The 26,411-nt window shown below is 71.2% G+C and carries 21 protein-coding genes; 11 read left to right on the plus strand and 10 right to left on the minus strand.

Annotated features, from left to right (window positions below; all coding sequences use genetic code 11):
- Window positions 1-186 precede the first annotated feature (186 nt).
- Window positions 187-1,071 carry a dihydrodipicolinate synthase family protein gene (locus BM430_RS09245; protein WP_093566964.1) on the minus strand — a complete coding sequence of 295 codons (885 nt, stop codon included), beginning with the start codon at window positions 1,069-1,071 and terminating at the stop codon, window positions 187-189.
- The gene (locus tag BM430_RS09250; protein WP_093566965.1) at window positions 1,068-1,856 is read right to left on the minus strand and encodes a GntR family transcriptional regulator; all 789 of its coding nucleotides are present in this window, start codon (window positions 1,854-1,856) and stop codon (window positions 1,068-1,070) included. The genes BM430_RS09245 and BM430_RS09250 overlap by 4 nt, the downstream gene beginning before the upstream one ends.
- Before the next feature lie 127 nt (window positions 1,857-1,983).
- Between BM430_RS09250 and BM430_RS09255 the strand changes: the two genes are divergently transcribed.
- From BM430_RS09255 to ugpC, 4 genes are all read left to right on the plus strand, one after another.
- A complete protein-coding gene (locus tag BM430_RS09255) occupies window positions 1,984-3,342 on the plus strand; it encodes an ABC transporter substrate-binding protein (RefSeq protein WP_093566966.1) in 1,359 nt (452 codons plus the stop codon).
- A gap of 269 nt (window positions 3,343-3,611) precedes the next feature.
- A complete protein-coding gene (locus BM430_RS09260) occupies window positions 3,612-4,523 on the plus strand; it encodes a carbohydrate ABC transporter permease (RefSeq protein ID WP_244539400.1) in 912 nt (303 codons plus the stop codon).
- Window positions 4,524-4,533: 10 nt separating this feature from the next.
- Complete coding sequence (locus tag BM430_RS09265; protein ID WP_093566967.1) at window positions 4,534-5,349, plus strand: carbohydrate ABC transporter permease; 816 nt, start codon at window positions 4,534-4,536, stop codon at window positions 5,347-5,349.
- Window positions 5,350-5,354: 5 nt separating this feature from the next.
- Entirely contained in the window at window positions 5,355-6,398 is a 1,044-nt protein-coding gene (gene ugpC / locus BM430_RS09270; protein WP_093566968.1) for an ABC transporter ATP-binding protein, read from the plus strand.
- Between the two features lie 84 nt (window positions 6,399-6,482).
- Here ugpC and BM430_RS09275 read toward each other — a convergent pair whose 3' ends face one another.
- Both BM430_RS09275 and BM430_RS09280 read right to left on the minus strand, forming a co-directional pair.
- Window positions 6,483-8,144 carry a Na/Pi cotransporter family protein gene (locus BM430_RS09275; RefSeq protein ID WP_093566969.1) on the minus strand — a complete coding sequence of 554 codons (1,662 nt, stop codon included), beginning with the start codon at window positions 8,142-8,144 and terminating at the stop codon, window positions 6,483-6,485.
- Window positions 8,145-8,257: 113 nt separating this feature from the next.
- A complete protein-coding gene (locus BM430_RS09280; RefSeq protein ID WP_093566970.1) occupies window positions 8,258-8,953 on the minus strand; it encodes a hypothetical protein in 696 nt (231 codons plus the stop codon).
- 231 nt (window positions 8,954-9,184) lie between these two features.
- On the opposite strand from BM430_RS09280, the gene BM430_RS09285 reads away from it, so the two are divergent.
- From BM430_RS09285 to BM430_RS09305, 5 genes are all read left to right on the plus strand, one after another.
- A complete protein-coding gene (locus BM430_RS09285; protein WP_093566971.1) occupies window positions 9,185-9,736 on the plus strand; it encodes a DUF4337 family protein in 552 nt (183 codons plus the stop codon).
- Window positions 9,737-10,317: 581 nt separating this feature from the next.
- Entirely contained in the window at window positions 10,318-11,001 is a 684-nt protein-coding gene (locus BM430_RS09290) for a TetR/AcrR family transcriptional regulator (protein ID WP_244539401.1), read from the plus strand.
- On the plus strand, window positions 10,998-12,266 hold the full coding sequence (locus tag BM430_RS09295; protein ID WP_093566972.1) for an efflux RND transporter periplasmic adaptor subunit: 1,269 nt from the start codon (window positions 10,998-11,000) through the stop codon (window positions 12,264-12,266). The genes BM430_RS09290 and BM430_RS09295 overlap by 4 nt, the downstream gene beginning before the upstream one ends.
- A 4-nt stretch (window positions 12,267-12,270) precedes the next feature.
- Window positions 12,271-15,411, plus strand: a complete 3,141-nt coding sequence (locus BM430_RS09300) for an efflux RND transporter permease subunit (protein WP_093566973.1) — start codon at window positions 12,271-12,273, stop codon at window positions 15,409-15,411.
- Window positions 15,412-15,543: 132 nt separating this feature from the next.
- On the plus strand, window positions 15,544-16,761 hold the full coding sequence (locus BM430_RS09305; protein WP_093566974.1) for an oxalate decarboxylase family bicupin: 1,218 nt from the start codon (window positions 15,544-15,546) through the stop codon (window positions 16,759-16,761).
- A 130-nt stretch (window positions 16,762-16,891) separates the two neighbouring features.
- Here the strand turns inward: BM430_RS09305 and BM430_RS09310 are convergent, their stop codons facing one another.
- From BM430_RS09310 to BM430_RS09330, 5 genes are all read right to left on the minus strand, one after another.
- Window positions 16,892-17,497 carry a GNAT family N-acetyltransferase gene (locus BM430_RS09310; protein WP_093566975.1) on the minus strand — a complete coding sequence of 202 codons (606 nt, stop codon included), beginning with the start codon at window positions 17,495-17,497 and terminating at the stop codon, window positions 16,892-16,894.
- Window positions 17,497-19,842, minus strand: a complete 2,346-nt coding sequence (locus BM430_RS09315; protein WP_093566976.1) for an Orn/Lys/Arg family decarboxylase — start codon at window positions 19,840-19,842, stop codon at window positions 17,497-17,499. The genes BM430_RS09310 and BM430_RS09315 overlap by 1 nt, the downstream gene beginning before the upstream one ends.
- Before the next feature lie 88 nt (window positions 19,843-19,930).
- Complete coding sequence (locus BM430_RS09320; protein ID WP_244539402.1) at window positions 19,931-20,545, minus strand: SGNH/GDSL hydrolase family protein; 615 nt, start codon at window positions 20,543-20,545, stop codon at window positions 19,931-19,933.
- On the minus strand, window positions 20,542-21,558 hold the full coding sequence (locus BM430_RS09325; protein ID WP_093566978.1) for a hypothetical protein: 1,017 nt from the start codon (window positions 21,556-21,558) through the stop codon (window positions 20,542-20,544). The genes BM430_RS09320 and BM430_RS09325 overlap by 4 nt, the downstream gene beginning before the upstream one ends.
- Entirely contained in the window at window positions 21,545-22,915 is a 1,371-nt protein-coding gene (locus BM430_RS09330) for an MBOAT family O-acyltransferase (RefSeq protein WP_093566979.1), read from the minus strand. The genes BM430_RS09325 and BM430_RS09330 overlap by 14 nt, the downstream gene beginning before the upstream one ends.
- Before the next feature lie 363 nt (window positions 22,916-23,278).
- Here BM430_RS09330 and BM430_RS09335 point away from each other — a divergent pair, with 363 nt between their 5' ends.
- Window positions 23,279-23,812, plus strand: a complete 534-nt coding sequence (locus BM430_RS09335) for a Ros/MucR family transcriptional regulator (protein ID WP_093566980.1) — start codon at window positions 23,279-23,281, stop codon at window positions 23,810-23,812.
- A gap of 91 nt (window positions 23,813-23,903) precedes the next feature.
- Here the strand turns inward: BM430_RS09335 and BM430_RS09340 are convergent, their stop codons facing one another.
- Entirely contained in the window at window positions 23,904-24,959 is a 1,056-nt protein-coding gene (locus BM430_RS09340) for a helix-turn-helix domain-containing protein (RefSeq protein WP_093566981.1), read from the minus strand.
- Window positions 24,960-25,352: 393 nt separating this feature from the next.
- On the opposite strand from BM430_RS09340, the gene speB reads away from it, so the two are divergent.
- Window positions 25,353-26,405, plus strand: coding sequence for an agmatinase (gene speB / locus BM430_RS09345; protein ID WP_093566982.1), 1,053 nt, complete (start codon window positions 25,353-25,355; stop codon window positions 26,403-26,405).
- Window positions 26,406-26,411: the final 6 nt, after the last annotated feature.

A 26,411-nucleotide genomic window follows, 5' to 3' on the forward strand; every position in this document is an offset into this window, starting at 1 on the left:
GGAGAGGGGTAGGGGTGAGGGTGGCGCGTTTCCGAGTAAATCTGAACCGTCACGCTGCTGGCACGATGCTCTCAGCTTTGCACGGAAGCGTGTCACCCTCACCCCCCGGCCCCTCTCCCACACGGGAGAGGGGAGGCGCGCCCTATCTTTATTCGGACAAACCATACGGAAACCGCCGGACAGCCCTTAAGCCGCCGCCGCGCGCGACAGGCCGGCGAGCTCGGCGGCGATGCGCTGCCCCGCCCCTGCCTCCGCTGCGACGAGCGGCGCGCGCACCCGGCCGAAGGCGGGCTCGCCGATCATCGCCGCCATGGCGGATTTCAGCACCGGCACGAACGGCCCGCGGATCAGGCCGATCGCCGCCCGCATCGGCTCGGCGGCGGCGGGATCGGTGAACATCGCTCGCACCAGGTCGGGGACGATGTTGGCCATGCCGCAGATCGTCCCGACCCCGCCCTCGGCGAGGGCCCGGCCGATATCCGCCTCGTTGCCGACGCAGACCGCGACCTCGGGGGCCGCCGCCCGGAAGGCCTGGAACTGGGCGAAGTCGCCCGAGCTGTCCTTCACGCCGGCGACGAGCCGGCCGTAGCGGGCGCGCAGGGTCGCGACCGCCGCCGGCGGCAGGCCGACGCCGGAGGTCTGCGGGATGTGGTAGAGCGTCGCCCGCAGGCGGTCGTCGCCGACGCCGTCGAGGATCGCCGCGAAGGCGTCGACGATGCCCGCCTCGGTCACGTCGCGGTAGAAATAGGGCGGCAGCACCAGGGCGTGGACGAGGCCGAGGCCGAGCGCCGCCTTGGTCAGCGCGATGCTGTCCGGAATCGCCGGGTAGCCGGTGCCGAGGCCGATCTGCGAAGCCGGGATGCCGGCGGCGAGCAGGGCCTCGACCGCGGCGAGGCGCTCGGCGCCCGAGAACGAGGTGCCCTCGCCGGTGGTGCCGAACGGCACCACGCCGTCGCAGCCCCGGTCCATCAGGAACCGGACGTGGCGCACGAGGGCGCCGTGATCGACCGCGCCGGTCGCGTCGAGCGGCGTGGCGAGGGCGACCCACAGGCCGGTGATGGCGTTGGTCATGCGGTCCTCCGAGAGGGCGATTCGCGCCCGTTAGAATCACGGGATGCGGGCGTTTCACGCCCGTTGGAGACGAGGGGTGAGGGCGCTTCGTGCCCGCCGGCAGGGAGCGACGAGGTCGCCTCGTGCCGGTCGGCCTCCCGGCCGGTGTCGAGGCCGAGCGCCCGGCGGCGCGAGGTGTCGAGGTGCCGGCGCAGGGCCGCCGCCGCCCCGTCGGCGTCGCGCTCCTCCACAGCCGCCAGGATGGCGGCATGCTCGGCGAAGGCGGGGGGCAGCACCTCGGGGGAGAGCGCGACGCGGCTCTGCATGATGACCCGGATGCGGATGAGGTTCACCCGGTGGATCTCCGAGACGAGACCGTTGCCGAGATGGGCGACGACCGCATCGTGAAACCCCCAGTCGGTCGCCTGCGCCTCGGCGATCAGCGCCTCGGTGACGCCCTCTCGCGCCTGCGCGCTGATCCGCGCATGGGCGGCCCGCAAGGACGCCACCAGGGAGGCCGGCGCGGTGCGGGCGAAATGCGCCACCGCCGCGGTCTCGATGATCTCGCGCAGCCCGAACGCCTCGTGCACCAGCCGCAGGTCGACCGCCGCGACCTGGAGCCCGCGCTGCGGCAGGGTCGAGATCAACCCGTCGGCCTCCAGCCGCGGGATCATCTCGCGCACCGCGCCGAGGGGCAGGCCGGTGAGCGCCACCAGCTCACGCTGCGTCACGAAGGAGCCCGGCGCCAGGCGCCCGTCCAGCAATTGCTGGACGAAGGCGTCGTAGGCTTGGTCGCGCTGTTTCATGTCACTCTTCTCTCATTGACATGTCAGTCTGTCAATCGCTAAAGGGTTGCCTAACAGCGGAGGCCGAGAGCCTGATCGCAGGCCGGCCGCGCGAACGAGAACCGGGGATCCGGTCCGAGGAGGAACCATGACGACGACGCCGCACGCGAGAGCCTCGACCCGTTCCCGCTCCCGGACCGTGGGGAGACGCGGGCCGGCCGTCGCCCTCGCCGGCCTCATCGCCTGCCTCGCCGGCGCGGCCCCGGCCGCCGCCGAGGGCTTCGACTGGAAGCGGTACGACGGCCAGACCATCAACCTCGTCCTCACCAACCATCCCTGGGGCAACGCCGTCCGGGAGATGGCGCAGCAATTCACCGACAAGACCGGGATCAAGCTGCGCATCGAGATCCTCAACGAGGACCCGCAGCGGGCGCGGCTGAACACGCTGCTCCAGGCCAAATCCTCCGACGTCGACGTCTACATCTCGCTCAAGATCCGCGAGGGCGCCGTCTACAACAAGGCCGGCTGGTACGCCGACGTCGCGCCGATGCTGAACGATCCGAGCCAGACCGCACCGGACTTCAAGATCGACGATTTCGGCGCCGGCCTGATCCGCAACGAGACCTTCGGGGGCAGGCTCACCGGCCTGCCGATCAACGTCGAGGGTCCGCTGTTCTACTGGCGCAAGGATATCTTCGCCAAGTGCAACGTCACGGTGCCGGAATATCTCGAGGACATCCTCGACGCGGCGCGCAAGATCAAGGCCTGCGATCCGTCGATCAACGCCTGGGCCGCCCGCGGCGTGCGCAACGCCGTGCCGTACCCGATGGCCGCCTTCGTGTTCAACATGGGCGGCGGCTTCAAGTCGGTGGACGGGACGAAGCCCGGCCTGTGCCGGCCGGAATCGGTCGCGGGGCTGACGCTCTACACCGATCTCCTCAAGGATTACGGACCGGTGGGTGCGACCAACCACAGCTTCCCGCAGGTCGTCGAGCTTCTGGGCCAGGGCAAGGTCGCCATGACCCACGAATCCTCGAACGAGTTCTCCAATATCATGAAGTATCCGGGCCGTGAGGACGATCTCGGCATCAAGCTGCTGCCGAAGGGGCGTGCGAGCGGCGTGTCGCAGCCGATCGGCTTCGGCTGGGGCCTGTCGATCTCCGAGTATTCCCGCCGCAAGGGCCCGTCCTGGTACTTCCTGCAATGGGCGACCTCGCCCGAGATGCAGGCCACCCTGGTCGATCGCGGAGTCGCGCCGTCCCGCACCTCGGTCTTCGAGGGCGAGGGGATGCGGGCCTGGGCGAGCCAGAAGCCGGTGCGCCAGCAATGGGTCGCGGCGGTGAGCGAGATCAGCCGGCGCGGCACCGGCGACTACGCCTCGCCGACCGACCGGGTACCGGAGACCCGCGAGATCATCGGCCGGGCGGCGCAGGAGGTGGTCCTCGGCCAGAAGACCCCGCAGCAGGCCGCCTGCGACGCGGACGCGGCGCTGCTCAAGCTGCAGTAGCTCGCACGTTTCCAACTCTCCGCGTCATCCCGGGGCTCGCCGAAGGTGAGAACCCGGGATCCATAACCGCTGAGGCTGGAGGAAGGGTCTGTCAGCGTTCCGCCTCATCCTGAAACCTCGGCGGTTATGGATCCCGGGTTCCGCTGCGCGGCCCTGGGATGACGAGGAGGGTTTGAAGTCAGTCGACAGATTCGAACGGACGTTCAGGACGAGGTTCAGGGTCGGATCGTCGTCCGACACCGACCGACATCCCGCCACGGGGGACACGCGTGAGCACCATCGCCAGCCCAGCCGTCACGATCGCCCCCGAGCGGGCGCATCGCGGCCAGCGCAAGATCTCGTTCTCCTGGATGGTCTGGCCGGCGGTGGCCTTCGTCGTCCTGATGATGGTCTTCCCGCTCGTCTACGCCGCCTGGATCTCGCTCCAGGACGCCTCGCTCGGGACAGAGCCGCGCTTCGTCGGCCTCGACAACTACCTGAACCTCGCGAGCGACCCGGAATTCCTCAACGCCTTCCAGGTGACCTGGCTGCTCTACGCGGTGGCGCTTTCGATGCAGCTCGTGCTCGGCACCTGGCTCGGCATCGTGCTCAACGGCGTCAGGACCGCCCGCCACCTCGTGCGCACCATCGCCATCACGCCGTTCATGATGCCGCCGGTGGTGGTCGGCATGCTGGCGATCGTGATCCTCGACCCTTCCGTCGGCATCGTGAACTGGCTGCTCGGCACGGTCGGGGTGGGTCCGCTCCTGTGGCTCGCGAGCCCGCGCTGGGTGCTCCTCAGCGTCGCGCTGGTCGATACCTGGCAATGGGCGCCGTTCGTCGGGCTGATCGTGCTCGGCGGCCTGCAATCCCTGCCGGCGAGCGTGTTCGAGGCGGCCGAGGTCGACGGGGTGATCGGCTGGCGCCGCTTCGTCTACGTCACCCTGCCGCTCCTCGGGCCGACGCTGCTCACCGCGGCGGTCCTGCGCTCGGTCGATCTCCTGCGCTTCTTCGACCTCGTCTTCATCGCCACCCGCGGCGGGCCGGGCAACGCCTCGACCACCATGAACATGTACGCCTACCAGCAGGGCTTCGAGTTCTCGCGCTTCGGCCACGCCTCGGCGGCGATGCTGACGCTCTCCCTCGTCGTCCTGTGCACCGTCATGGTCTTCGCCCGCCTGCGGCGCGCGCTCAGCTACTGAGGATCCGCCGATGGCCCCCACTGCACCCCGCCGGATCCTCGGCCGCCTGCAAGTCGTCGCGATGCTGGTCGCGGTCCTGGCGCCGCTCGCCTGGATGGTCCTGTCCTCGTTCAAGGTCAGCCGCGACGTGATGGCGCTGCCGCCGCAGCTGATCTTCACGCCGACCCTCGACAATTACCGCGAACTTTTTCTGCGCACCGACTTCCTGCACAACACCTGGAACAGCCTGGTGGTGGCGGCGGGCGCGACCCTGCTCGGGCTGGCGCTCGGCGCGCCCGCCGCCTTCGCGATCTCCTGGCACCGCACCACCTGGCCGGCGACGCTGACGCTGTTCGCCCGCATGGCGCCGGGCACGCTGTTCCTGCTGCCCTGGTTCATCCTGTTCTCGCAGGTCGACCTCGTCGGCACCTACACGGTGCTGATCCTGACCCACGGGGCAATCACCGTGCCGGTCGCGCTCTGGACGCTGCTACCCTATTTCGACGCCCTGCCGCGGGCGCTGATCGAATCGGCGCAGATGGATGGCTGCCGGCCGCACGCGATCCTGTGGCGCATCGCGCTCCCCCTTGTCGCGCCGGGACTGGTGGTGGCGGCGATCCTCTGCTTCGTCTTCACCTGGAACTACTTCCTGTTCGCGCTCGCCCTGTCGGGCTTCGACACCAAGACGGCGATCGTCGCGTCGTTCAACTTCATCGGCGAGGGGGTGACCAACTGGGGCGCCCTGATGGCCGCCGCCACCATGATCGCGCTGCCGCCCCTCGTCCTCGCCCTCCTCGTCCAACGCCAACTCGTCTCGGGCCTGTCGTCCGGGGCGGTGAAGGGATAGACCCGATGTCGGCTCTCTCGATCCGCAACGTCGTCAAGCGCTACGGCACCGCCGAGGTCATCCGCTCGCTCAGCTTCGACGTCTCGCCCGGCGAGTTCGTCGTCTTCGTCGGGCCCTCCGGCTGCGGCAAGTCCACGCTTCTGCGCATGATCGCCGGGCTCGAGGACTTCCAGGACGGCGAGATCGCCATCGACGGACGCGTGGTGAACGGGCTCGCCCCCTGGCAGCGCGACATCGCGATGGTGTTTCAGGATTACGCGCTCTATCCCCACATGTCCGTCGCGGCCAATATCGGTTTCAGCCTGAAGATGGCGGGCGTCGACAAGAAGACCGTCGCCGCCAAGGTCGACCGCGTGGCGGAAGTCCTGCAGATCGGCCACCTCCTCGACCGCAAGCCGAAGGCGCTCTCCGGCGGCCAGCGCCAGCGCGTCGCGATGGGCCGGGCGATGGTGCGCGATCCCAAGATCTTCCTGTTCGACGAGCCGCTCTCCAACCTCGACGCCAAGCTCCGCGTCGACATGCGGGCCGAGATCAAGCAGCTCCACCAGCGCCTCGGCGCCACGATGATCTACGTCACCCACGACCAGGTCGAGGCGATGACGCTCGCCGACCGCATCGTGGTGCTGAAGGAGGGCCGCATCGAGCAGATCGGCACCCCGACCGAGCTCTACCGGGCGCCGGCCTCGCGCTTCGTCGCGAGCTTCATCGGTTCGCCGGCGATGAACTTCGTCCGGGTCGACGTGTCCGGGGGCGCCGTCACCCTGCCGGGCGGCGAGCGCATCCCGACCCGCAGCGCGCATGCGGGCCGCGCCTCCTTCGGCATCCGGCCGGAGCACCTGAGCCTCGGCGGGGAGGGCCCGGCAATCCGGGGCGTCATCTCCCTCGTCGAGCCCCTCGGGGCGGATACCCTGGTGACGGTGGTGACCGGCGAGGAGCGGGTGCTGGCCCGGCTGCCGGGGGATGCGGCGCCGGTGCTGGGGGAGACCATCGCGCTGACCTTCGATCCGGGGCGGGGGGCGCTGTTCTCGGAAGAGGGGCGGCGGGTGTAGCGGCGGACACGATTGCCGGGCGGCGCGAGCGGACGCTGAGGAAGGACGGCGGATGCCCGCCGAGCCGTGATCGATTGCTCGCGCTCACGGCTCTTCGAGCCGGCTCGCCCGCAGGGCGCCCCGCGTCTCCAGGATCGGGTAGGCCGCTCCCGCCACCAGATGATCGTTGACCCGCTTCAGGTCGCGCACGAGGTCGGGATAGAGCGCCGTGGCCTCGGCAGGCCCCAAGCCGGGGCCGGCCTCGCGCAGGCGGCGGAAATGCGCCTCGGTCGCCCGCGCCTCGAGATCGCGAAACACCGCCTTCTCGTCGGCCAGCCGCCGGGCGGCGCGGGGATCCTCGGTCAGGAAGGCGGCGCCCGCCGCGCTGAGATTCGCTGACAGCCGCGCCAGCAGCGCCCCCACCTCCGCCTTGCCCTCCGCCGAGAAGGCGAGCCCCCGCTTCAGGCGCTTGGCCGCATGGGTCATCACGTTGCGCGAGAGGATGTCGCCGGCATGCTCCAGGTGGGTGGTGAAGGCCAGCAGCCCCGCGATCCGGCGCTCGTCGTCCTCGCTCAAGGATTCGGGATCGAGGCGGACGAGGTAGGCCTTGATGGCGGCGTTGAGCCGGTCGAGGGTGTCGTCCATCCGGCGGATCTGCGCCACCCGCGTGCGGTCGCCGCCGGTCAGCGCCTCGCCGGCGCCGCTCATCATCTCGGCCAGCACGTCGGCCATCCGCAGGGCCTCGCGGCCGGCGGCCCCGAGCGCCACCGGGGGCGTCTCCAGGGCGGCCTCGTCGAGGTGGATCGGCCGGCCGGGATCGTGGGCGTCGATCCGCTCCGGCACCATCCGGCGCAGCAGGGCCGCGAAGGGGTCGAGGAGCGGCAGGACAACGAGCGCGAGGGCGAGGTTGAAGGCGGTGTGGAAATCCGCCACCGCCCGCGACAGGTCGGGCTGCCAGGTCACGAGGAGCGGGCCGATCAGACCGAGGCAGGGCAGGGCGACCGCGCAGCCCAGCGCCCGGGTGACGAGGTTGCCGAGCGCCACCCGGCGTCCGGCGGCCTCGCCATCGCGAGACCCTTCCAGCACCGGGTTGAGGGCCGAGCCGAGATTGGCCCCGAGCACGAGCGCCATCCCGGCCTCCAGCGGCAGCACCCCGGCCTGCGTGAACGACATCACCAGGAGCACGATGGCGACGCTCGAATGCGCCGCCCAGGTCAGCACCGCGCCGAGCATCAGGGCGATCAGCCGGTCGGTCGCGACGGCGCCGAGCAGCACCCGCAGGGCCGGCACGTCCTCGTAGGGGGTGATGACCTCGACGAGGCGCGCGAGCGCCATCAGCATCAGCCCGAGGCCGATCGCCGCCCGGCCGATGTCGCGGGTGCGCGGGTCGGCGCCGCGGCGAAACAGGATCACGCCGACCAGCACCAGGACCGGCGCCACCCGGGCGACGTCGAAGGACAGGACCTGCACGATGAGCGTGGTGCCGATATTGGCGCCGAGCATCACGGCGAGCGCCGGCACCACCGCCACCAGCCCGGCCCCGGCGAAGGAGGCAACCATCAGGCCGGTGGCGGTGCTGCTCTGGAGGAGCGCCGTGACGCCGAGGCCCGCCGCCAGCGCCTTCACCCTGTTGCCGAGCGCCACCCCGAGCAGGCGGCGCAGGTGCGGTCCGAGGGCGCGCTGCACCCCGGTCTGCACCATGTGGATGCCCCAGAGCAGCAGCGCGACCGCGCCGCAGAGGTCGAGCAGGGTGAGGGTGGTGTCCATTCGCCTGGGGCGGCCTCCGTCCGGTCCGGGGTGAGGATACAGATCCGGAGCATCCGGGTTCCTGCCCGCCATGCAAGTCTGCTGCCCACCCCGTAACGGTCAGGGCTTAGGAGTCAGGGCTTGGGGCAGGCGGGATCGGCCGGGCGGGGGGCGCGCCGGAAGTCCAGGACCTCGCGCGTATAGGTCTCGACCACCTCCGAGAACGGCTGCCGCTCGCCCGTGAACAGCACTGCGCGGTGGCTGAACAGGTGCTCCGGCACGCCGAGCGTGCCGCAGGCCGGGGCCGGGGGCGCCGCCTGGTCCCAGCCCTCCGGCAGGGGCTGCCAGTGCGGCTCGGCGCCGACGGTCTGGCGGGTGGTGCCCAGCGACGACACCGCCCGGCCGAACGGCGTGTCGGTGGTCTCCAGCACCCGGTTCATCTCCGGGGTCAGGCGGGCCGGCACGTACCAGTTGTCGGCCTCGGACAGGACGTGGTCGCCGCAGGCGAGCCGCACCCGGCGGTAGCGCAGGGGCTCCTCGGGCCCGACGGCGAGGCGCTTGCGGGTCTCCGGCGAGGCCGGCTTGTCGACGCCCCGCTCCAGCCAGGCGACGAGGCGCGGCGCCTCGGCCATGCGGTGGGCGGCGCACCAGCCCTCCAGCGTCGCGGTGGCGCTGCGGCTCGCGAGCAGGGCGGCGTTGAGGCTCTGCATCACCGCCGTCGCCTCGACGCGGGAGAGGTAGGTGTCGGGCCAGTCCGGCCCCGCGGCCCGGGCGGGGAGGGCGGCCGCGAGGCCGGCGAGCAGCGGGAGGAGGAGGCGGGCAGGCGACATGAGGGGCGTCTCTCCGGGCCGGCCCGCGCGCGGGGCCGTCGCGAGAGGCCTGCCCGGTCCGGCCGCGCGCCGCAAGCGGGGGCTGGCGCGGTCCCGCGGCCCGGCTATGAAGGCGCGGATGCCGCCGATTCGCCGCTTCGTACGCGGCGCGGCTGGTCTTCGTCCTGTCGCAGGGTTACGCCAGACCGGGTGCGTGGAGCGCCCGTCATGGCCGGTTGAGGGGAGACGACGATGTCGGGTGGTCACGGGGCGGTCGACGCCTCCAACAAGAAGGTCGCGCTGCTGATCTCGGTGCTGGCGCTCTTCCTCGCCCTCGGCGAGACCCTGGCGAAGAGCGCCCAGACCGACGCGCTCGGCGCCAACGTCGAATCCGCCAACCAGTGGGCCTATTTCCAGGCGCGCACGATCCGCGCCACGGTGCTGAAGACCGCGGGCGAGCAGGCCGCCCTCGATCCCGGCGCGTCGCCCGACGCGGTGAAGAAGCAGACCGAGGAATGGGCGAAGACCATGGCGCGCTGGGAATCCGACCCGGCCTCCGGCGACGGCCGCAAGGAGCTCGCCGCCAAGGCCAAGGCGGCCGAGGCCAAGCGCGACCTGTCGCTCGCCCGCTACCACCATTACGAGCTGGGATCGGCCGCCTTCCAGATCGGCATCGTGCTCGCCTCGGCCCAGGTCATCACCGGCATCGCCGCGCTGGCCTTCGCGGGCGGAGCGCTGGGGATCGCCGGGATCGCCATGCTGGCGGTCGGACTGTTCGCGCCGCACGCGTTCCACCTAGTCTAGAGCACTGCCTATTGCAGTGTCGCGGCATACGACACCGCAAGCTTCACGGTGCCGAAGCGACGGCCGCAGCGGCAGAACCCTCCCCCCTCTGCGGGGGAGGGTGGCGAGCGTAAGCGAGCCGGGAGAGGGGACGCCGCTTCCGGATAGGGCGGAGGCGTCGTGAAGGGCGCTCCCTGGAACAGCGTCGCGCTGCCCCTCTCCCGCCCCACTCCGTGGGGCACCCTCCCCCGCAGAGGGGGGAGGGATGAACCGGCGGGTCCTGCTCGAATAAAAATGGACGATGCTCGGAGATTTCGACTGGATCGCTGCGCCACGCGCGAAGTCGATGCCAAGCGTGAACGATCGAAAGTGCAGTCCGGCTAGTTCCATACCCGAACGGGAAGGGCGAACCTGAGCCCCATCCATCCCGATCCGTCGCGGTCGTTCAACGCCCCGACATCCGCGTGTTGCACCGTCTTACGGTTGTTGCGCGATCGATCTTCCCGCCTCGGTCGTGTTGCGCTTCTATGTCGCAGAAACCAACGCTTGCCAGCCGGACACTCTCGGCCGCTAACTGAACTCGTCAGTTCAGTTAGGCCTTCATGAGCGACGCCGCCCGCCACGCCGATCGCCCCCATCTCGCACGTCCGCCCGCCGAGCGCCCGCTCGATCACAAGTCTCTCGACCCCGAGCGCCGACGCCGCATCCTCGAGGCCGGGATGGGCCTGTTCTCCGGCCTGCCCTACGCGGCCGTGCACATGGATGCGGTCGCCGCCGCGGCCGGCGTCGCCAAGCCGACGCTCTATCGCTACTTCCCCACCAAGGAAGCCCTGTTCATCGCCGGCCTCGCCTGGACGCTCGCCGAGTTGCGCGACGCGATCGGGTCGATCCGGGCCGTCGACGCGCCGGCGCGCCTGCGCGATGCGGTCGCGCTGGTGCTGGAGCGGATCGGTGCCCTGTCGCCGGCGCTGACCGCGATCGAAGGCAGCGGCGCCGAGTTCGGTGAGCGCAGCCGGCGGGTGCTGCGCGAGGGCTTCGACGGGTTGCGGGGGGCGCTGGCCGACCTCCTGCGCGCCGGCGTCGCGGCGGGCGAGCTGCACGTGCCCGACATCGACCTCGCCGTCATGATGATCCTCGGCGGCATCCGCATGGCGGTGCACGGCACCGGCCGGCGTCCGCCGGCCTCGATCGCGGTGGCCGCTTTCTTCCTCGACGGACTCGGCGCCAGGCCTGCACCGCCTTCCTCGCCTCACACGTCCGCGCCGCGCATGGGAGCCCCACGATGATCCGCCTCCTCCTCGTCCTCCTGGTCGCCCTCGCGGCCGGGGCGGGATGGCTCGTGCAGCGCCACGGCGGCGACACACGCGCGGCCTGGAGCACGGCCCGGGGGGCGCTGCCGGCCGACCTCGCCCGGCACCTGCCGGAGCACCTGCCGCTCGCCTACGCGCCGCCCGCGCCCGCAGCCCCGGTCAATCCCGCCGCCGCGCGCCCGGTCGTGACCACGGTGGCGGCCGGCGTCGCCGACCTCGCGCTCACCCGCTCGGCGGTGGGCTGGGTCGAGCCGATGGCGAGCGTGGTCCTGCGGCCGCGCATCGACGGGGTCATCACCGAGCAGCTCGCCCGCGACGGACAGGTGGTGAAGGCCGGCGACGTGCTCTACCGCCTCGACGACCGCGAGATCCGGGCCCAGCTCGCCCGGAACGAGGCGGCGCTCGCCCGCGACCAGGCGACCCAGGTCCGCACCCAGAACGACGTCCGCCGCGTCGGCGAGCTCCTGTCGCGCTCCTCCGCCTCGCAGGCCCAGTTCGACGTCGCCACCGCCGAGGCCAAGGTCGCGTCGGCGAACGTCGCGGCCTCGCAGGCCGCGATCGAGGCCGACAAGGTCCGGCTCGACTACACCACCGTGCGGGCACCGATCTCGGGCCGCCTCGGCAAGGTGCTGGTCACCACCGGCAACCTCGTGAAGGGCAACGAATCGGCCGGCACCGGCCTCGTCACCATCACGCAGATGCGGCCCCTGCGCGCCACCTTCTCTCTCCCCGAGCGCGACCTCGACGGCTTGCGCGCCGCGCTCGCCCGCCCCGGCACCGCGCCGGTTCGCGTCTATCCCAGCGGCGGCGAGGCGGTGCTGGCGACCGGCCGGCTCTCCTTCGTCGATTCGAGCGTCGACCAGGCGTCCGGCACCGTCACCGCCTGGGCGTTGTTCCCGAACGAGGACGACCGGCTGTGGCCCGGCCAGTACGTCCGGATCGAGGTCGATCTCGGCTCGCGCCCCGGGACCGTGACGGTGCCGCAGGCCGCGGTGCAGCCGGGGCAGGAGGGCAGCTTCGTCTGGGTCGTGAAGCCCGACCGCACGGTGGAGCGCCGCACGATCGAGGTGCTGGCCTCCCGCGACGGCCGCACCGCCCTGGGCCAGGGCCTGACGACCGGCGAGCGGGTGGTGGTCGAGGGCCAGTTCCGGGTCCGGCCGGGCCTGACCGTCAGCGAGCGCCCGCAGGACGCGACCGAGGCGCAGGCGGCCAAGCCCGGCGCCGCCACCCGGATCGAGTGACCCCATGAATCTCTCGGCCCCGTTCATCCGCCGGCCCGTCGCCACGATCCTGCTCTCGATCGCGCTGACGCTGTCGGGGCTGTTCGCCTACCGCTTCCTGCCGGTGGCGGCTCTGCCGACCGTGGATTTCCCGACCATCTCGGTCACCGCGCAGCTCCCCGGCGCCTCGCCGGAATCGATGGCGGCCTCCGTGGCGACGCCCCTGATCAAGGAGTTCTCGACGATCCCGTCGATCGCCACGATCTCGGCGACGAACTACCAGGGCTTCACCTCGATCACCGTCGAGTTCGAGCTGTCCCGCAACATCGACCAGGCCGCCGCCGACGTGCAGGCGGCGATCACCCGGACCCTGCGCCGGCTGCCGATCGAGCTGACCATCCCGCCGAGCTTCCGCAAGCTCAACCCCGCCGACGCGCCGGTGATCCTGCTCGCCCTGTCGAGCGAGACGACGCCGCTGCCGACGCTCGACGCCTTCGCCCAGACGGTGATCTCGCCCTCGCTCTCCACCATCACGGGCGTGGGCCAAGTCCTGGTCTTCGGCAGCCAGAAATTCGCCGTCCGGGTCCAGCTCGATCCCAACGTGCTGGCCGCCCGCGGCATCGGCGTCGACGAGGTCCAGGCCGCGATCCAGAACGCCAACACCTCGACGCCGGTCGGCGTGGTCGAGGGCCGCGGCCAGAACCTCACCATCCAGACCAACACCCAGCTGATGAACGCCGACGCGTTCCGCGACGTGATCGTGGCGGTCCGCAACGGCCGGCCGGTGCGCCTCGGCGAGGTCGCCCGGGTCATCGACTCGGTCGAGAACAACCGCATCGCCTCGTGGAAGGACGGCACCCGCGGCCTGGTGCTCGCCGTCCAGCGCCAGCCAGACGCCAACACCGTCGACGTGGTCGACCGGGTCCGCGCGATGCTGCCGAAGTTCCAGGAGCAATTGGGCGGCAGCGGCACCATCGACGTCGTCAACGACCGCTCGGCCTCGATCCGCGAGGCGGTGCACGACGTGCAGTTCACGCTCGTGCTCACCATCGTCCTCGTCGTCGCGGTGATCTACCTCTTCCTCGGGCGGCTCGCCGCGACGCTGATCCCGTCGGTGGCGGTGCCGATCTCGATCATCGCCACCTTCGGGGCGATGTACCTGCTCGGCTACTCGATCGACAACATCTCGCTCCTCGGCCTCACGCTCGCGGTTGGCCTCGTCGTCGACGACGCGATCGTGATGCTCGAAAACATCGTGCGGCACGTCGAGGACGGGATGAAGCCGTTCGAGGCGGCGCTGAAGGGTGCCGGCGAGATCGGCTTCACCATCCTGTCGATCACCATCTCGCTGATCGCGGTATTCATCCCCGTCCTGCTGATGGGTGGGGTGGTGGGGCGCATCTTCAACGAGTTCGCCATCGTGGTGACGATCGCCATCGTCGCCTCGGCGGTGATCTCCATCACGCTGACCCCGATGCTCGCCGCCCGCCTGCCGGCCGACGCCGCCGGGCACGGCCAGAAGAAGAACCTGTTCGAGCGCGGCTTCGCCCGGATGCAGGGCGCTTACGAGCGCGGGGTCGATCTCTGCCTGCGCTGGCCCTTCACGGTGCTGATGGTGTTCTTCGCCTCCGTCGCGCTCACCGCCTGGATGTTCGTGGTGATCCCGAAGGGGTTCTTCCCCTCCGAGGATATCGGCCAGCTCCAGATCGCCACGGAGGCCGGGCAGGACGTGTCCTTCGACGCGATGAGCGCGCTCCAGCACCAGGCCGAGGTGATCCTCGCCCGCCACCCCGCGGTGGCCCACGTGGTGAGCCGCGCGGGCTCGAACGGCTTCTCCGGCACCCTCAACCAGGGCTCGTTCTTCGTCGAATTGAAGGACCGCGACCAGCGTCCGCCGCTCTCCCGCACCCTCACGGAACTGCGCCGGGATCTCGCCACGGTGCCGGGCCTGACCTCGTTCATCACTCCGGTGCAGAACCTGCGCCTCGGCGGGCGCCAGTCGAAGAGCCAGTACCAGTACGTGGTGCAGGGCCTGAACCGCCCCGATCTCGAGCGCTGGTCCGAGCGGCTGACCGAGGCTTTGGCCCGTGACCGCGCGACCTTCACGGGCGTCACCAGCGACCTCCAGAACGCCGCGCTCCAGGCCAAGGTCACGGTCGATACCGACAAGGCGCAGGCGCTCGGCATCACCTCCGACCAGATCCGCCAGACGCTCTATACCGGCTTCGGCACCCGGCAGGTCTCGACCATCTACGGCACCGCCGACAGCTATCAGGTCATCACCGAGTTCGACCCGCGCCTGAACTGGACCGCCGACCGGCTCGACGACATCCGCCTGCGCTCATCCAGTGGCAAGCTGGTGCCGCTCTCGGCGGTGGCGAGCGTCACCCGGGTGCCGGGCCCGCTCTCGATCAACCAGCTCGGCCTGCTGCCGGCGGTGACAATCTCGTTCGACCTCGCCCCCGGCGTCGCGCTGGGCCAGGCGGTCGACCGCATCGCCCAGATCAAGGAGTCGCTCGGGGTGCCGGGCACCATCACGACGACGTTTGCCGGCACTGCCCAGGTGTTCCAGGACGCGCTGGCCAACCAGGGGCTGCTGCTGGCCGCTGCCGTCATCACCATCTACCTCGTGCTCGGCATCCTCTACGAGAGCTTCATCCACCCGCTCACCATCCTCACCGGCCTGCCGGCGGCGGCGATCGGGGCGCTGGGCGCGCTCCAGCTCTACGGGATGGACCTCTCGGTGATCGCGATCATCGGCGTGCTGATGCTGATCGGCATCGTGAAGAAGAACGCCATCATGATGATCGACGTCGCCCTGGTGCTCCAGCGCGAGCAGAACTGGGCCCCCGCGGCGGCGATCCGCGAGGCCTGCGCCTTGCGCTTCCGCCCGATCATGATGACGACGGCAGCGGCCGTGATGGGCACCCTGCCGATCGCCATCGGCCACGGGGCGAGCGCCGAATTGCGCCAGCCCCTCGGCGTCGCGGTGGTAGGCGGGCTGCTGGTGTCGCAGCTCCTCACCCTGTTCATCACGCCGGTGCTCTACCTCTACATGGACCGGCTCGGGACCGGGGCGACGCGGCTCGTCCTGTCGCTGCGCCGCGGCCGGTTGCCGGCGAGCCGGCCGGAGGGGGAGGCGGGCCGGCACCAGCCGGCGGAGTGAGGGGGCGCCGGTCCAGTCGCAGGCGCAGATCTGGGCCGCGCTGACCGAGCGGAACCCGCCGGCGGGCGGAGCATTGTCGGGCGCCACGCGGGGCCGTGAGAGCTTGTCCCCGCCCAGAGGTGGAGACCGCCCATGCCCCTCATCTCCCGTCGCGACACCCTGGCCGCCGCGGCGGCCGGCCTCGTCGGCACCGCCGCCAGCGCGCAGACGCCGTCCGGACCGACCCCGATCCGCGGCAAGGACGGGGCGAACATCGTCGGCCCGGTGAACCCGGCCCGGCAGGCGGCGGAGCCGTTCACCACGCGTCCGCCGAAGACCGACCACGGCACGATGCCGAACCTCAAATGGTCGTTCACCGACAGCCACATGCGCCTGGAGGAAGGCGGCTGGGCGCGCCAGACCACGACCCGCGAATTGCCGATCTCGACCGCGATGGCCGGCGTCAACATGCGGCTGAAGGCCGGCGTCGCCCGGGAGATGCATTGGCACAAGGAGGCGGAGTGGTCCTACATGCTCAAGGGCCGCGCCCGAATCACCGCCGTCGACCAACTGGGCCGCACCTTCGTGGACGACGTGGGCGAGGGCGACCTCTGGTACTTCCCGTCCGGCATCCCGCACTCGATCCAGGGGCTCGAGAGCGAGATCGACGGCTGCGAGTTCCTGCTCGTCTTCGATGACGGGCACTTCTCGGAGGACTCGACCTTCCTGATCACCGACTGGCTCGCCCACACCCCGCGCGACATCCTGGCGAAGAATTTCGGGGTGCCGGAATCGGCGCTGGCCGGGTTGCCGGACAAGGAGAAGTACATCTTCCCGGCGCCGATGCCGGGCCCGCTCGCGGGAGACCGCACCGGCGGTGCCGGTCCGGTGCCGGAGGGCTTCAGCTACCGGATGCTGGCGCAGGAGCCGATCAGGACGAAGAGCGGCAGCGTCCGCATCACCGATTCGAAGGTCTTCCCGGTGTCGAAGACCATCGCGGCGGCCCTGGTCGAGCTGGAGCCCGGGGGACTGCGCGAGCTGCACTGGCACCCGAACGGCGACGAGTGGCAATACTACCTCTCGGGACAGGGCCGGATGACGGTGTTCGGTTCGGAATCGAAGGCCCGCACCTTCGATTACCAGGCCGGCGACGTGGGCTACGTGCCCTTCGCCATGGGGCATTACATCGAGAATACCGGATCGACGCCGTTGCGATTCCTCGAACTGTTCCGCAGCCCGGTCTACGCCGACGTGTCGCTGAACCAGTGGATGACGCTCACCCCGCACGCGCTGGTGCGGGCGCATCTGAACATCGACGAGTCGGTGCTGGCCGGGCTGCCGGCGGGGAAGACGCCGGTGGTGCCGGGGTAGGACAGTCCCGCGCCGGCTTATCTCCGGTTGGTTTTTCCACCCTCCGTGTCATCCCGGGTTCTCGCCTGCGGCGAGCCCCGGGATGACACACGGAGGGTGGGGGGGCCGCCGCGCGAGCCGATTGTCCCCCTCACGCCAGCGGCAACGGCGCCCGCTCACCTTGCGCCACCGCCTCCTGCCGCCAGGTCGAGGGCTGGTCCGACGACCCCGTCCCCAGCGGACACTGCACCATCACGCTGTCGGCCCAGCGCCCGTGGCGGTAGGCCACCGCCGGCAGGTGGCCGACACGCACGAAGCCGCAGGCCTCGTGCAGGCGTAAACTGGCCTCGTTCTCGGCGTCGATGTAGCCGATCATCTGGCGGTAGCCCCCCGCCGCGCAGGCCTCGATCAGCGCCGGCAGCAGGCGCCGGCCGATGCCGGCATGGAGGTGGCCGGCATGGACGTAGATCGAGTGCTTGAGCGTGTAGCGGTAGGCCGGCCGCTTGCGGAACGGCACCGCGTAGGCGTAGCCCGCCACCACCCCGTGGCGCTCGGCCACGAGATGGGGCAGGCGTTTCGAGCGCATGTTCTTGCGCCGGCGCTTGAGGTCGTCCGGCACCAGCCTGTCCTCCTCGAAGTCGCCGGTATCGCCGACGCCGTGGCGGATGTGGTGCTCGTAGATCTCGATCATCGCCGCCACGTCCGCGTCCGTGGACGGACGGATCACGATCCCGGGCTGCGAAGGCGCCGAGTCCATCAGCGCCCCTCCCGCAGCACGTAGGTGTAGAAGCGGATGCGCCCGTCCGGCTCGACCTGGCGGTAGACGCCCTGGATCTCGGCCTCGAAGCCCGGGAACAGGTTGGCGGCCGCCTCGAACATCTTGAAGTAGTCGAGCATGGGCTTGGCCCGCTCGTCGAGCCGCTCGCCCGGCAGCACCGTGCCGATGCCGGGCGGATAGACCAGCATCAGGGTGGTGGCGATCCGCCCTTCGGCCTCCGCGATCGGCACGAAGTCGACGTTGTTGCGGGTCAGCATCTGCGCCGCGGCCTTCGGCGGCATCACCATCTCGGGCAGGTGCTCGGGCATGAACTGCTTGCGCTGGAGGCCCGAGGTGCCGGCCTGCCGGTGGAAGGCGTGGTAGTCGGCGCAGAGGTCGCGCAGGCGCACGCCTCCGTAGCGCTGCGGCCGGCGCCGGACGAATTCGGGCATCGCCTCTTCGAGCAGCACGTTGTCGTCATGCAGGCGCTTGAAGGCGACGAGGCCGGAGATCAGCGTGCCGGCCTTCGACGATTCGACGCCGGGCGTCAGCAGGAAGAGCAGCGAGTTGAGGTCGTTCTTCTCCGCGACGATGCGGTTCTCGCGCAGGTACTGGGCGACGATCGGGGCCGGCACGCCGTGCTCGGCGTATTCGCCGGTCTTGCGGTCGAAGCCGGGGGTGAGCACCGTGAGCTTGTTCGGGTCGGTGATGGCATAGCCCGGCGCCACATGGGTGAAGCCGTGCCAGCCGGCCCCGGGCTTCAGCTCCCAGTGGCGCGGGTCGGAGGCGAGTTCGTCGGTCGGCAGGCTCTCCCACGGCACCTCGGCGCCGCCCGCCCCCGTCGCCAGGTCGGGCACGAAGGGATCGAAGAACCAGCGTCTTTTCGGGTCGCGCTCGTTCTCCTCGAACTCCTTGCGGATCGCCCGCACCTTCTTGCGCCACTCGATGCCGAGGCGGATCGTGTCGTCCCACAGGATCATGCCCGAGCGCCCCTTCATCATCTGGGCGCCGACGTCGAGGGAGGCGAAGAGCGGATAGAACGGCGAGGTCGAGGCGTGGACGAGGAAGCTCTCGTTGAGGCGCCGGTGCTCCACCCGCCGGGTCTGGCCGCGGATATGGCCGTCCTTGGTGTGGATCTGCGAGGCCTGGGAGAAGCTCGCGAGCTGCTTGTGGGTCGATTGCGTGGCGATGATGCCGGGCGAGGTCTCGTCCAGCCCCGTTAGCCCCATGGCGTAGCGGCCCTGGAACAGCGGATGGAACTTCATGAAGCCGGCCCAGGCCTCGTCGAACAGGATGTAGTCGCAGAGGTGGCCGATCTTCGCGACGATCTCCCGGGCGTCGTAGATCGTGCCGTCATAGGTGCATTGCTCGATCACCGCGACGCGGAACGGGCGCTCGCGGCGCCACGCCTCCTTGTCCTTCACCAGCGGATTGGTGCGGATCTTCTGGCGGATCTTGTCCTCGTCGAGCGCCTCGTGGAAGATCGGGCCGATCAGCCCGTAGGCGTTGCGGTCGGTCTCCAGGAAGATGGGGATGCCGCCGCCGAGAAAGAGCGCGCCGTGATGCGCCGCCTTGTGGTTGTTGCGGTCGAACAGCACCAGGTCGTCCTCGGCCACCAGCGAGGACAGCACGATCTTGTTCGAGGCCGAGGTGCCGTTGAGCACGAAGTAGGTCTTCTCCGCCCCGAAGATCTGGGCGGCTTCCTTCTGCGCCTTGAGCGCTGGGCCCTCGTGGGTCAGGAGGTCGCCGAGGTCGAGGACCGAGTTGTCGAGGTCGTCGCGAAAGATCGCCTCGCCGAGGTGCTCGACGAAGATGCGGCCGATCGGCGAGCGGTTGTAGAAGATGCCGCCGTTATGGCCGGGGCAGGTCCAGAGCTGGTTGCCCTTCTCGGCGTAGTCGACGAGCGCGCCGAAGAACGGGGTCTTCAGGGTCTCGGCGTATTGCGTCACCCGGCTGACGAGACCGCGGGCGATGAATTCGGGGGTTTCCTCGGCGAGGAAGATGTAGCCGTCGATGAAGTCGAGCAGCTCGACCGGGATGTCCTCCAGGCGCTTGCGCCGGACCATGATGACGATCGGCATCTCGAGGCCGCGCTTGCGCATCATGTCGATGAGCGCCGCCGCCTTGCCGTCGAGGCCGCGCTTGCCCCAATCCACCACCAGGCAGCCGACCGCCGCATCGGTCTGCACCGCGATCGCCGCGTCCTCGACCCGCCGCGCCCGCACCACCTCGAAGCCGCGGTGCTCGACCGCCGCGACGATCTGGTTGACGCGCACGCCCTCGAGGTCGTCCGGGTCGAAGGCCGGCGTGCACATCAGCACCGTGAAGCGGCGGTGGAAGTCCATCGGGCGGGGCTCCTGTCGTTTTCGGAATGGCCTGCGTGTCGGCCGCTCTCGTGACGATCCGATGACAGCGGCGGCCGGGCCGAGCGATTCAGCCTTGGCGCAGCAGGGATCCGAGGGCGATGCCGAGCGCGGCATAGCCGCGGGCGTTGAGATGGAGCCGGTCGGCGTCGAGGCCAGTGGCCGGATCGGGACCAAGCGCCGCGTCGCCGTCGAGGAGGAGCAGAGATTCGCGGTGGGCGAGGTCCGCGATGGCGGCGTTGAGCGCGAGACGGTCGGCCTCGCTCCGCCCGGGCGGGCTCTCGCGCCACGGCACCGTGGCGAGCACGATCCACCCCGGCGCCCAGGCGGCGCGCAAGGATGCGAGCAGCGCGGCGAGGCCGGCGACGATCGTCTCCGGGTCGTCGCCGTCGGCGAAGCTGTTGGTGCCGACCATCAGGATCGCGAGGCGGGGGCGGAGCGCGAAGGCGGCCATCGCGGCGAGGCGCCACCGCGTGGTCTGCACCCGGTCACCGGGCAGGCCGAGATTGAGGGTGGATCGGCCGGTCGCGGCGTCAAGGTCCGGCTCGGGCCAGCCGGCGGCGAGCGAATCGCCGAGGATCACCGCGCCCGGCGCCGGGCCGGCGGCGAGGCGGGCCATGAGGGCGCGGTGGCGGCGCAGCCCGGAGAGTTTTGCGGGTGGGGCAGGGGGGCGGGCGGCGCTCACCGCCCCGCCGCCCGGCGCAATCCCAGCCGCTCCAGCACCTGCCGGCCGATCAGCGGCGTGTAGTGCAGGTTGTCGAGCCAGGCGGGGGTCGAGCCGGCGGCGGGATCGAAGGGATAGGGGTCGCCGAGGCTCGTGAGGTCGAGGACCGTTCGGCCGCGGGCGGCGCAGAGCCGCATCACCGCCTCGCGCCACCGCGAAAAATCGTCGGAGAGTCCGAGATCGGCCAGCACCCGGCGTTGCGCGTCGCTCACCGGCGAGAGGTAGACCGTCAGGTCAGTGGCTGAGAGCCGCTCCAGCGCGAGGTCGAGGCCCGCCAGCGTCTCGGGCCGGAACGGCGCGGTGGTGCGCCGGCGGGTGGCGTCGTTCTCAAGCGTCAGCGCCGCCGGCAGGGGCGGGGTGATGCGGTAGCCGCCCCGAGTCCAGGCGCCCGGATCGTCGCCGCCCGCCACCGCGTCGAGCCGGCTGTCGGCGAGCGCGTAGCGGCCGAGCACGCTGCCCATCAGGGCGGCGAGCCGGCCGCTTGGGCCGGCCAGAGCTTCGTCGATATGCACCGGCACGCTCGGGCGCGAGAACATGTAGTAGTCGAGGCCGAGCGTCGCCCGGGCCGGTGCCCGGGAGGCCACCACCGCGGCGATCACCGGCAGTTCCGTGGCGATGATCGCCGAGATGCCGGCATTGAACACCCGTCCCGGCGCCACGCTCGTGACGTCGGCGGGGTCGAGGCCGTGATAGACCGTCGAGGAGCCGATCAGCGCGAGGTCGTAGGGACGCGTCAGCGCCTGCAGCACCTTGGCCCTGCGGGTCTGCCGGTCGAGGAGGCGGCTGTTGCCGTCGGTCACGGCCCGCCAGGGCGGGTCCTGGCGGAAGACCCAGTAGGCGTCGAACCAGATCACCCGCCCGGCCACCAGGGCCACGAGCACGGCGAGGATCAGGGCCGTCAGCACCAGGTAGCGGCGGGCCAGGAACTCGCGGGCAAAGGTTTTTTCGCGGTCCGGTGCCTCAGAAGCGGGCATAGATGAAGGCCTGGTTGGCGTCGTTGCCGACCTGGAGCAGGATCGCGGCCAGGAGCAGGGCGGTCGCGGCGGCGGCCCATCCTCGCGGGATCAGGCGCTCCACCGCCTCGCGGGCGGTGGGCCCGAGGATCGCCAGGGCGGCGGCGCCGGCGGCGAGCGGCCAGAACTCGGGTGCGCCGCCCGCCTCCGTGCCGAGGCCGAGGAGACCGCGATAGACGCTGAGCGCGGTCGCGAAGTCGGGCGCGCGAAACGGCACCCAGGCGAGGCAGACGAAGGCGAAGGTGGCGAGGAACCCCGCGGCTGCCGGGAGCTTCAGGCCGGCGCGGCGCCACAGCACGTGCAGGCCGAGCGCGATCCCGTGCGCCGCCCCCCAGGCGACGAAGGTGAGCCCCGCCCCGTGCCACAGCCCGCCGAGCGCCATGGTGAGGAACAGCGCCAGGAGCTGGCGCGGCACCCCGTGCCGGCTGCCGCCGAACGGGATGTAGAGGTAGTCGCGCAGGAAGAGCGACAGGGTGATGTGCCAGCGCCGCCAGAAATCCTGGATCGAGGTCGCCCGGTAGGGCGCCGAAAAGTTCTCGGGCAGCACGATGCCGAACAGGAGCGCGAGACCCAGCGCCATGTCGGTGTAGCCCGAGAAGTCGAAGTAGAGCTGCAGGGCGTAGCCGAGCGTCGCCTGCGCCGCCGTGGCGAAGTCCGGCCGGCCGCCGGCCGCGGCGGCGGCCCAGAGCGGATCGACGAAATTCCCGAGCCCGTCGCCGAGAAAGACCTTCTTGGCGAGGCCCGCGGTCAGCAGCATCAGGCCGCGTGCGGCGCGGTCCGCCGAGGACGGCTCCGGCGCGCGCAGCTGGCCCACGAGCTCGGACGGCCGCACCAGGGGGCCGGCGATCACCCGCGGGAAGAACGCGACGTAGACGGCGTATTCCGCGAGCGTCATCGGCTCCGCCGTGCCGCGCCGCAGGTCGACCAGGTAGGCGATGTGCTGGAAGGTGAAGAACGAGATGCCGAGCGGGAGCGCCAGCGAGACGAGCGGCAGGCTCGCGCCCGTGACGGCGTCCGCCAGCCCGGCGAAGAAGCCGAGATACTTGTAGAGGCCGAGCAGCCCGAGATCGAGGACGATCGCGGCGGTCAGGACGTCGCCGCGCCCGGAGCGGCGCCACGCCTCGCCGGCGAGCCAGTTGAGGACGACGGAGGCCGCGAGCAGCGGCACGAAGCGCAGGTCCCACCAGCCGTAGAAGGCGAAGGACAGGCCGGCGAGCCAGGCGACGCGCCAGCCCGGCCGGCGGGCGACGCAGAGCGCGTGCAGCCCGAGCGCCACCGGCAGGAACAGCAGCAGGAACGGCAGGGAGTTGAAGGGCATGCGGCGCTCGCCGGTCGTACCTCGGCGTTAGTGCAAAATCGGCGCCGGGGAAAGGGCAGCCCCAAGTTTCGCGTCGGTATCAGGCCGGTGCTTGAGCCATTTTTGCTCATCGTGTCGCATTCGATGCCGCCCTGCACCCTGCCCGTCAGAGTAGGCGTCCGAGTAGCCCGCCGGCTGCGCAAGGCTTGGATGAATCTCCCGATCCGCCCCGACACCGTTGCGCGATGGCAAGCCTGCCCGATTATCAAAAGTATCTGTGGGAAATCGGGGGGTGAACGCGCGACGATGGGTTGAAAACACGCCGCGCTGCCCGATATCGCGGCTATGCCCGCGTTGCGGGTGCGTAAGTTAGGATGATTCTCCGTGTCACAAGAAGATCTGGTCCAGGAGGTCGATTTCGTCGCCCTCACCGCCGACGTCGTATCGGCCTACGTCGCCAACAACTCCGTCCCGGCCGCCGAACTGGCCGGCCTGATCGGCACCGTGCACACCGCCTTCGCCACCCTCGGCCAGCCGGCCGCCAAGGAGGCGGAGAAGCCGGTGCCGCTGATGCCGATCAAGAAGACGGTGACGCCGGACTACCTGATCAGCCTCGAGGACGGCCGCCAGTACAAGTCGCTCAAGCGCCACCTGTCGACCCGCGGGCTCACCCCTGAGGAGTACCGCCGCAAGTGGGGCCTGCCGCACGACTACCCGATGGTCGCGGCCAACTACGCCGCCCAGCGCTCCGAGCTGGCGAAGAGCATCGGCCTGGGCCGGGGCCGCAACGTCGCGGCGGCCGCCAAGCGGGCCGCCTCCGACGCCGTCGTGAAGGCGCCGGTCGCCGAGGCCAAGACGACGGAGGCCACCCCGGCCGAGACCAAGACGGCCAAGCGCGGGCGCGCGCGCAGCGCGTGAGACGATCCGGAGCGGTCGCGCGGGTGATCCCCGCCCGGGCCACCGTTCCTGCTCGCATCGCGGCGCGACCGGCGGGGGCCGGCCGTGCCGCTCACAGGAGCTCGCCGTGCCAGGCCGCGAGGCCGGCCGGCGGACTCGCACCATGCGGGGCTCCGATCAGGACGGTTCCGGACGCGGCCCGCACGCCCCGCCGGTATTCCCCGGGCGGCATTCCGAATGCCTCGCGAAACACCCGGCCGGCAAGGCTCGGCGAGGTGAAACCGGCCGCGCCCGCCAGCTCGTCGATCGTGCGGTGCTCGTCGGCCCGGGACAGGGTGCGGCGCAGATGTGCCACGCGCTGCTGCTGCACGAACCGGGCGACGCCGCCCGCCGGCTCGAACAGCCGGTAGAGCGCGCTGCGCGACAGGCCGGCCCCGGCGGCGATCGCCGCGCTGGTCAGGCCGCGATCCCCGAGATGCTGCGCGATGTAGGCGACCGCCCGGGCCCGTGCGCGGCCCCCCGCGACCGGAGACGGCAGCGGGGCGCCCGCGTCGCGCAAGGACGCGAGGGTCGCGCCGAGCATCAGGCACAGCGACTCGGTCGCCGCGCCGGCGAGTTCCGGCGTCAGGGCCGCCGCGTGCGCCGCCAGCGAGCGGGCGAAGTCGATCACCAATCCCGCCTCGCGTGGCCCCAGGACCAGGCCGTGCAGGTCGAGGCCGTCCAGCGTCGCGGCGTCGAGCCGGTCGCGGGCGATCGAGGCGGTGACGATGCGTGCGCCCTCGGTCCAGGTGCGCTGCGGCCGGGTGAGATCGAACAACGCCACGCTCCCGGCCCCGACCCGGCGGACCGCGCCGGGCACCTCCAGCATCATGCTGCCGGCGAGGACGAGGTGCAGGGTGACGTGATCGAAGCCGTCGCGGGCGACCCGGCGGGGCGCGCGGGCATGCGACACGCCGGCCAGCCGGCGGTCGAACAGCAGCATCCGCGGCAGCCGGTGGGCGACGACCTCGGTCCGCAGCGGGACGGCGGAGGATCCGCTCATCAACCGGTCGACGTCGCTGCCGCCGCTGTAGAGCGCGCGATAGGCCTCGAAGGCGTCGTCGTCGGCCGGAGTCCGGCCGGACCTGCCCGGCGCGACGCCGTCCGGCCGAAGGGTGATCGTGTCCATCGCGCTCGCCTGCCCGCTCGGCGGGCGTCCGTCTCCGTTCCGATCCCGGCTCACCCCGTCTCGGGTTCCGTAAGGTAGGGCGCACCTGGAAGAAGGACAACGATTCCCGTCGCGTAGGCCGGCGCCGAGGTCGCCGGCAGGGCGCGGCCGAGCCCCGCCTCGCCGGAGCGCGGACCCAAGAATCCAGCCCCAAGAGTCCAGCCCCGACACTCTCGCTCCCGAGCGGCCGGACCGGACGACGGGCTTGCCAGCCTGGCCGGCCTGCGCTTCTCTCGCGGCCGGGTGGCGCGGGCCGAGGGCACGCCGGGCGCGCCGGGGCCGTCGCGCGGCCGACCCCCCGAGTGCCGCGCCCGCAGGAGCACGACCTGCGGGCCCTCGTCTCCGGAGTCCCCCATGGATCAGGCCAAGCGCGCGGCCAAGCTGGCAGCTCTTCGCGCCCGCTACCTCGACGCGACCGGCGGCGACATCGACGACCCGGATTTCGCCAAGGCCGCCGCGCAGCAATTCAGCGAGAGCGACCGGCGCAAGTGGCCTTTCGCGGACCCGGCGACCTTCCTCGACCTGCCGTTCCGCCCCGAGGCCGCGACGCTGCCCGATTTCGGCGGCCTCGACGTCGCGCTGATCGGCGTGCCGATGGATCTCGGCGTCACCAACCGGGCCGGCGCCCGCCACGGGCCGCGGGCGGTGCGGGCGGTGGAGCGCATCGGCCCCTACGAGCACGTGCTGCGCATCACCCCGGCCGCCGAGCTCAAGGCGGCCGATATCGGCGACGTGCCGTTCCGCAGCCGCTTCTCCCTCGAGAGCTGCCACGAGGACATCGAGGCCTTCTTTTCCACCGTGGTCAAGGCGGGCGTGGTGCCGCTGGCAATCGGCGGCGACCACTCGATCAGCCGCGCGACCCTGCGGGCGGTGGGTGCGTCGCGCCCGGTCGGCATGATCCACATCGACGCCCATTGCGACACCGGCGGCGTCTACGAGGGCTCGAAGTTCCACCACGGCGGGCCGTTCCGTCAGGCGGTGCTCGACGGCGTGCTCGATCCGGAGCGCACGATCCAGATCGGCATCCGGGGCGGCGCCGAGTACCTCTGGGAGTTCTCTTACGTCTCCGGCATGACGGTGATCCATGCCGAGGAGGTGCCGCGGCTCGGATTGCCGGCGGTAATCGCCCGGGCCCGCGAGGTCGCGGGCGACGGCCCCACCTACGTCTCCTTCGACGTCGACAGCCTCGATCCCGGCTTCGCGCCGGGCACCGGCACGCCCGAGATGGGCGGCCTCACCCCGCGCGAGGTCCTGGAACTGCTGCGCGGGCTCGCGGGGATCGACATCGTCGGCGGCGACGTGGTCGAGGTGGCGCCGCAATACGACCCCACCAGCAACACGGCGCAATGCGCCGCGCAGGTGCTGTTCGAGCTCCTGTGCCTGGTGGCGGCGGGGCGTCGTCCCTGAGCACCC

The organism is Methylobacterium sp. 174MFSha1.1 (assembly GCF_900116815.1).
Taxonomy (GTDB): domain Bacteria; phylum Pseudomonadota; class Alphaproteobacteria; order Rhizobiales; family Beijerinckiaceae; genus Methylobacterium.

Excerpts from the sequence above, each read along its gene's own strand:
- BM430_RS09245 (WP_093566964.1), bottom strand. The coding sequence starts at position 1,071 with ATGACCAACGCCATCACCGGCCTGTGGGTCGCCCTCGCCACGCCGCTC.
- BM430_RS09250 (WP_093566965.1), bottom strand. The coding sequence starts at position 1,856 with ATGAAACAGCGCGACCAAGCCTACGACGCCTTCGTCCAGCAATTGCTG.
- BM430_RS09255 (WP_093566966.1), top strand. The coding sequence starts at position 1,984 with ATGACGACGACGCCGCACGCGAGAGCCTCGACCCGTTCCCGCTCCCGG.
- BM430_RS09265 (WP_093566967.1), top strand. The coding sequence starts at position 4,534 with ATGGCCCCCACTGCACCCCGCCGGATCCTCGGCCGCCTGCAAGTCGTC.
- ugpC (WP_093566968.1), top strand. The coding sequence starts at position 5,355 with ATGTCGGCTCTCTCGATCCGCAACGTCGTCAAGCGCTACGGCACCGCC.
- BM430_RS09275 (WP_093566969.1), bottom strand. The coding sequence starts at position 8,144 with ATGGACACCACCCTCACCCTGCTCGACCTCTGCGGCGCGGTCGCGCTG.
- BM430_RS09280 (WP_093566970.1), bottom strand. The coding sequence starts at position 8,953 with ATGTCGCCTGCCCGCCTCCTCCTCCCGCTGCTCGCCGGCCTCGCGGCC.
- BM430_RS09285 (WP_093566971.1), top strand. The coding sequence starts at position 9,185 with ATGTCGGGTGGTCACGGGGCGGTCGACGCCTCCAACAAGAAGGTCGCG.
- BM430_RS09290 (WP_244539401.1), top strand. The coding sequence starts at position 10,318 with ATGAGCGACGCCGCCCGCCACGCCGATCGCCCCCATCTCGCACGTCCG.
- BM430_RS09295 (WP_093566972.1), top strand. The coding sequence starts at position 10,998 with ATGATCCGCCTCCTCCTCGTCCTCCTGGTCGCCCTCGCGGCCGGGGCG.
- BM430_RS09300 (WP_093566973.1), top strand. The coding sequence starts at position 12,271 with ATGAATCTCTCGGCCCCGTTCATCCGCCGGCCCGTCGCCACGATCCTG.
- BM430_RS09305 (WP_093566974.1), top strand. The coding sequence starts at position 15,544 with ATGCCCCTCATCTCCCGTCGCGACACCCTGGCCGCCGCGGCGGCCGGC.
- BM430_RS09310 (WP_093566975.1), bottom strand. The coding sequence starts at position 17,497 with ATGGACTCGGCGCCTTCGCAGCCCGGGATCGTGATCCGTCCGTCCACG.
- BM430_RS09315 (WP_093566976.1), bottom strand. The coding sequence starts at position 19,842 with ATGGACTTCCACCGCCGCTTCACGGTGCTGATGTGCACGCCGGCCTTC.
- BM430_RS09325 (WP_093566978.1), bottom strand. The coding sequence starts at position 21,558 with ATGCCCGCTTCTGAGGCACCGGACCGCGAAAAAACCTTTGCCCGCGAG.
- BM430_RS09330 (WP_093566979.1), bottom strand. The coding sequence starts at position 22,915 with ATGCCCTTCAACTCCCTGCCGTTCCTGCTGCTGTTCCTGCCGGTGGCG.
- BM430_RS09340 (WP_093566981.1), bottom strand. The coding sequence starts at position 24,959 with ATGGACACGATCACCCTTCGGCCGGACGGCGTCGCGCCGGGCAGGTCC.
- speB (WP_093566982.1), top strand. The coding sequence starts at position 25,353 with ATGGATCAGGCCAAGCGCGCGGCCAAGCTGGCAGCTCTTCGCGCCCGC.